The following is a 6,098-nucleotide window of genomic DNA, read 5'->3' as shown; positions in this document are numbered from 1 at the left end:
ACATTATATGATGGAACGATTTCTGGAGCGAATTTCTCTTTCTGAATATAAAGATCAATTCATTTTGAAGGGGGGAATTCTAGTAACGGCGATGATCGGGTTNAACGCANGNTCGACCATGGATTTAGATGCCACGGTAAAAGGAATCAATGTGAATGCTGATGACGTTGAGCAGATCGTTGCTTCGATTGCCTCGGTTCCCTTGGACGATGGAGTATCTTTTTATATCAAGAGCATTGGTGAGATAATGGATGAAGCTGAGTATCCGGGGATCAGGGTTAGTATCGAGACAAAATTTGACGGCGTGATCACACCATTTAAGGTGGATATTTCCACAGGTGATGTTATTACCCCTAAAGAAATTCGATATCAACTCAAACTGATGTTGGAAGAACGTCAAATTGATATATGGGCTTACAATCTGGAGACGATTCTGGCCGAAAAGTTGGAAACCATTATTTCCCGTAATACTACCAATACCCGCATGCGAGATTTTTATGACCTCCACATTTTGCTTCAATTTTATGGTGAAAACATGAATCCTGCAGTTTTCAATCAGGCGCTGATGGTAACTGCGAACAAGCGTGGTACAGAGCATTATTTAACCAATATGCTGTTGATCGTTGATGAAGTGGAAAATAGCNGTGTCATGGAAAATCTTTGGCTGGCTTATCAAAAGAAATTTTCTTATGCATCGGATATTACCTGGGGGATAATTATGGAATTCGTCCGAACCTGTATGCAATTGGTAGTTTAAAGCTCCCATTATTGCGGACTTTGGTTTAAGGATAAATAAAAATCGATAAAAATGTACAAAATAACGCTGAGAACATTGCATGCAGCAACTCGAAATTTATTGGAGGCTCGCTCTGTGATGGCGCATTGAAAACTACTGGTACTGATATTCAAAAATCTTGCCCCCAGTCTCACGTTTCTCCGTTGTTGGTCATACAAAAAAAGTGTCATAGATAAGCTGATGGTATTTTTTGAGAAATATCTAGGATTCGCATAAGTTAAATTATATCTAAAATAAAAACTAACATTTAGGAAGTGAAATTATGAATTCCCCTAAGTATTTAAATTGGATAGCTGAAGAGAGCGGCACAACCTTTGAGGATAATATACTTTTAACTAGCTATAAACTTGATTATTGTCTTGATGAAGATGTATTTTGTGATTGGGCTTTACATATACGTAAACACTATATTTCTGATGATGAATTAATCGAATCTTTAAGAGTAACAGGCTTGTCGGCAGAAGATTATCTCCGACAGTATATTGTTCCTCAGAAAAAAGATGTGTTGGGGCCGACATCTCGTTCAAATGATATTACAGAAATACTTATATCTGATTTGCTTGAGTTTGTATATGGCTATAAAGTACCTCGTTGCAAGCAGCGAAATCGTTCTGGCAAAACACAGTCTGAACACGGGACTGATGTCATAGCTTATAAATTTCATAAGAATATTAACGAACCGAATAAAGATGACGAGTTGGTCGCTGCCGAGGTTAAAGCAAAATTGACTGCAAGCGATGCAAGTCCAATTATAGATGCGGCAACTGACTCTAAAAAAGATGATCACCGATTCGCACACACCTTAGACTATTATAGAAAAAAGTTAAAATATATAGGAAAAAATTCCGAGTCCGCAGAAGTTGCGCGTTTTCTCCAGAAAACCGAAAATAATTATAAGACAACCTTTATTGGCGCTGCAATAAGCAGTCAAGAAACTGTACCAGGTAATGTAATAATTGGAATAAAAGGCGAGCAACTTTGCCTTAGAAGTGACCAAAAAATTTTCTATATACATGGAAAAACACTCATGAAATTAACCCATGATATTTATGAGAGGTGTATAAAATGATTTTTTCAAGTGCATCAAATTACATGTTGAAATATCAAAAAGCAAAAGCAAAACTAGTTGAATATGGCATCAAAGAAAGTGATTATCCAAAATTCCAATTGGATTCTAATGAACTATCATACCCCGCTGTTTATACAATTTCTCGCTATGTTGAAAGCGTTATTGATAATGACACTGATACTCGAAACGAATTTGCAATACATATGACTGATATGTCTCAATATTTTGATGCGGCGGTTAATTCGAAAGATAGAGCGCTACATGATAATGATTTCTTGTTATCAGGCGCAACTGCATATTTTTTCTCAAATGATTTTGGAAGTGCTAAAGTTTTATGCTCTAAAATATCACTTGATTCAAATCATAACGATGAGTCACCACAGATATTGCTGATTAATATATTCAACTTCATTTTTAGAAACAAAATGTTAAGTCATCATAAAAGTAATTCATTGTTCTCAAAAATACTGAATAATTTCATTGTTTATTTTCATGGAGATATATCAGCAGATGTATTATATGAATTATTAGTTCAGTATAGAAGAGTGGTTTATGAAAGCAATGAACCAATTAGTATTTACTATATCGATATATTATTTGCCGTTATAATAGAAATAATAAAAAAATCAGCATGGGTATTATTGCCTAAATATTCAGATTGTTCCCTAAAAGAATGGAGCGGTTATCTAAAAAAGTCTAATGCGATAAAAATTCTATGGCCATCGCAACAACTTATCGCCGAAAAAGGTGTCTTAGCTGGAGAAAATGCAATTGTGCAGCTACCAACAGGTGTTGGTAAGACAAAAAGTATCGACTTGGTTATCCGATCAGCTTTTCTTTCCCAAAGGGCAAATACCGTTGTTATTATTGCTCCACTTCGAGCGCTATGCAATGAAATAACAAATGAGATGAACCAAGTATTTGCAGACGAAGCGGACATTAACCAATTTTCTGATGTTCTACAAGAAGATATTACGTTTGAGGTTACTAATTTATCTAGAAAAAAGATTATTATTTGCACACCAGAAAAACTAAGTTATATTATGTACCATAAAAAAGATATAATTGATGACATTGACCTTTTTATTTTTGATGAGGGTCATATGTTCGATGATGGAGATAGAGGTGTATTATACGAACTTCTTGTATCAGAAATTAGAGAACAGCTTTCTTCTCAAAAACAACTTGTGCTTCTTTCTGCAGTTTTATCAAATGCTAATGAAATATTGGATTGGCTTTTAAAAGATAGAGGTGTACTTGCTTCAAGCGATCAAATAAAAGCTACGCCTAAATCTATAGGCTTTGCTTCAAAAACTAAAGATATTAACTATTTTTCTGATAATGCTTATGAATCAGATTACTTCATTCCAAATAGTGTTGAAACGGTGCAATTAAAAAACTTCGGGAAGGAATCGGCTTTTCGTACATTCCCAGTAATGACTGATTCTAAAGATATTGCAATTTACTATGCAATAAGACTCTGTCGAAATGGTGGAGTAGCTATCTATGTAAATAGAACCGACAGTATACTCACAGTTATCAAGAGAATATTAGATTTAAAAAGACGAGACTTTGATATGACAAATCTTTTATCTGTAACAAATATCGAACAAGCAAATAAAATCAAAAACTTAATTCAAGAATATTATGGTGAAGAACATGAATATTGCAAGGGTGCGCTTCTTGGTGTTTTCCCTCACTACGCAGATTTACCTAATGGAATTAAACTCGCAGTAGAATATGCTATTAGAAAAAATGAGATTCGGTTTGTTGTGTGCACATCAACTTTAGCTCAAGGCGTAAATATACCAATTAAATACTTGTTTATGACAAACTTCAATTTAAATCGAAGAAGTATGCAGGTTAGAAGTTTTCAGAATTTGATTGGCAGAACAGCACGTTCTGGTATGTATACCGAAGGGAGTATAGTTGTAACTGACCCAAAGTTATTTGATCAAAGAAACGATAACATGCATGGTGGTAGGCATCGGTGGAATGATCGAATAAAAATGTTTGATCCAAACGCTTCTGAACCTTGTAGCAGCTCAATACTTTCCATTGTACAAAATATTTACATCGATTACCAAGTTACTCTTTCAGGGAAAAATATCTCTGAATATATTATTAATAATTACGAACAGCCAAATTGCTTTAGCTCACTACTTGAGCAACTTGTTTTATGGTTTACAGACAAATATCCCGATAAAGAACCTAATATTCTAATGGCTAAAATCAATGATCATCAAAGGATTGTTGATTCAATAGAAAACCATCTTTGTTTTGTTTTTTCGAATTTCGAAGTAGAAAAATACGAAGAACTTTCCACTAAATTATGTACAGAAACACTTGCCTATGCTCTAGCGAATGACGCGGAGAAGAGCCTCCTACTTAGGCTATTCTCCGCAATAGCTAGAAAAATTCAAATAAGAGCATCACAAGAAAAGATTCAAAAATATTCACGCACAATGATAGGTATCGATCAATCTCTCCAGATTGAAAAATGGATTGAGGAAAAGAATATTGACAAGATTTCTTATAATGAGGAGCAACTCTTAGATATGATTATTATTTTCTTTTTTGAAACCCAGAATATAACTGTTGCAATGGATCAGTTCATATTATTGACTAAGTTTTGGATTTTAGGTAATTCATTTAAAGATATGACCATGGCAACAGAATTACCTATAAAATCAATTGAAAAGGTATGTAGTAAATTGATTTCATATCAACTTAGCTTTTTTATAGGTAATATTATAGATATCTTATGTATTGATACTAATAACAACGATACAGGGAGTTCCTATTCTAAACTTTGTGTTTTACAGAAAAAAGTCAAATACGGTGTTAAAACAATGACTTCAATCTCTATGTGCGAAAATGTTTTTAATGATAGAGTTATCGCGGGAGATATCCCTGAGATTTTGGGAAATGATATAGAATCGAATAACATTATTACCTCTATTAGAAATCATTCTGATGAAATATTAGACTTTGTGAGACCATTCCCTGATTTTTTTTATTATAAAATCAAAACGTTAATATGACAATGGGTGATGTTCAAATTGAGAAAGTCTAATTTTAAAAAGCCGCCACCACAAATATACATCATATCAGTAAACGATTTAATGGGATTTTTAGTGATGGAGATCGTGTTATCGTAGAAACAATCTTCGATAAAGTCATCAGAGGTGATTAAGAGATGAGAAATAAACTTAGAAAACAGGCAAAGAGCAATAATTCTGAAATATTTCAAGATAGTATTTTCCCTTATATCTTTAAAGATATTGCAAATGAATGTTACACTGAACAAATGGGTGCCTTTACAAAACTTTTTGAAAATCAGGAGTTTTATAATACTATTATGAATGAAATTGGTCGAGAAGCCTATAGAGAACTAAGAAATAAATAAAGGGAGAATAAATATGGAACTATTACCGTGTGAAGGTAAAATGATATTATATATAGATGACAAAAGGATTGCTGAAGTAACAATTAAAAAAAAAGAAACTAATGGAATAAAGAAAATTGATGATAATAAATATAATCTTAAAAAATGCGAAGATATTCTTGTGGGAACAATACTGGTAAAAGACAATAATATACAGACTAAAGGAACGGATTTATATTTTAGTCGTGAAGAAAGAAAGAAAAATAATAGAGATACCAAAATACCAGACAACTTAGAAAATGAAAAAACAATTGTTGTTATTCTTGAAAGTCCGCATAAGGATGAGTTTTTAGATAATGGAGAATCTTTTCCGGCGAATGGAACAACAGGAAACAAACTTCAAGAACACTTTTTAGGTTTAATACAAACAGCGATTAATAATCTTGAGGATGGAGAATATAAAGTAATCTTAATGAATGCTATACAATATCAATGCAGTTTAGGGGTTGAAACAAATTATTATAGGGATGAAAATTTTAAAAATATTTGGAATAATATTAACTCAACTTTCCCAGCCCAATTGACCAAACAAAGCCTTGATAAAAGAGGCCTGAGATTCAATCCATTGCTGGAGTTGATTTTTTAACAGAGTAGACTTTCTAGAGCCTACCGAATTCAATTGTTCAACAAATAAGCTCATCAAACTTTGAAGAGCGGTTGAGAGTGCCATATCCTGGATGTCATCACAAAGCCTGAAGAATAACTCACACAAGGTTTTATCATCATTTTCGTTTCGGCGAAGCCATTCCAGCAGGATGTATCGGGTAAAAACAATGGTTGTGTGG

General features: G+C 33.3%; 5 protein-coding genes. All 5 read left to right on the top strand.

The window, feature by feature from the left end; genetic code table 11:
* On the top strand, positions 1-757 hold a 757-nt coding region (locus A3KS_RS0116975), incomplete at its 5' end, for a nucleotidyl transferase AbiEii/AbiGii toxin family protein (protein ID WP_026395908.1).
* 301 nt (positions 758-1,058) lie between these two features.
* Complete coding sequence (locus A3KS_RS0116970; RefSeq protein WP_026395907.1) at positions 1,059-1,865, top strand: Hachiman antiphage defense system protein HamA; 807 nt, start codon at positions 1,059-1,061, stop codon at positions 1,863-1,865.
* Entirely contained in the window at positions 1,862-4,909 is a 3,048-nt protein-coding gene (locus A3KS_RS0116965) for a DEAD/DEAH box helicase (protein WP_026395906.1), read from the top strand. The genes A3KS_RS0116970 and A3KS_RS0116965 overlap by 4 nt, the downstream gene beginning before the upstream one ends.
* Before the next feature lie 155 nt (positions 4,910-5,064).
* On the top strand, positions 5,065-5,274 hold the full coding sequence (locus A3KS_RS0116960) for a hypothetical protein (protein WP_026395905.1): 210 nt from the start codon (positions 5,065-5,067) through the stop codon (positions 5,272-5,274).
* A gap of 13 nt (positions 5,275-5,287) precedes the next feature.
* Positions 5,288-5,899 (top strand): hypothetical protein, encoded by a 612-nt coding sequence (locus A3KS_RS0116955; RefSeq protein ID WP_026395904.1) that lies wholly within the window; start codon positions 5,288-5,290, stop codon positions 5,897-5,899.
* The last annotated feature ends 199 nt before the right edge of the window (positions 5,900-6,098 follow it).

The organism is Acetobacterium malicum subsp. dehalogenans DSM 11527, from assembly GCF_000472665.1.
Taxonomy (GTDB): Bacteria; Bacillota; Clostridia; order Eubacteriales; family Eubacteriaceae; genus Acetobacterium; species Acetobacterium malicum.
This window is presented reverse-complemented; position numbering and strand designations above follow the sequence as displayed.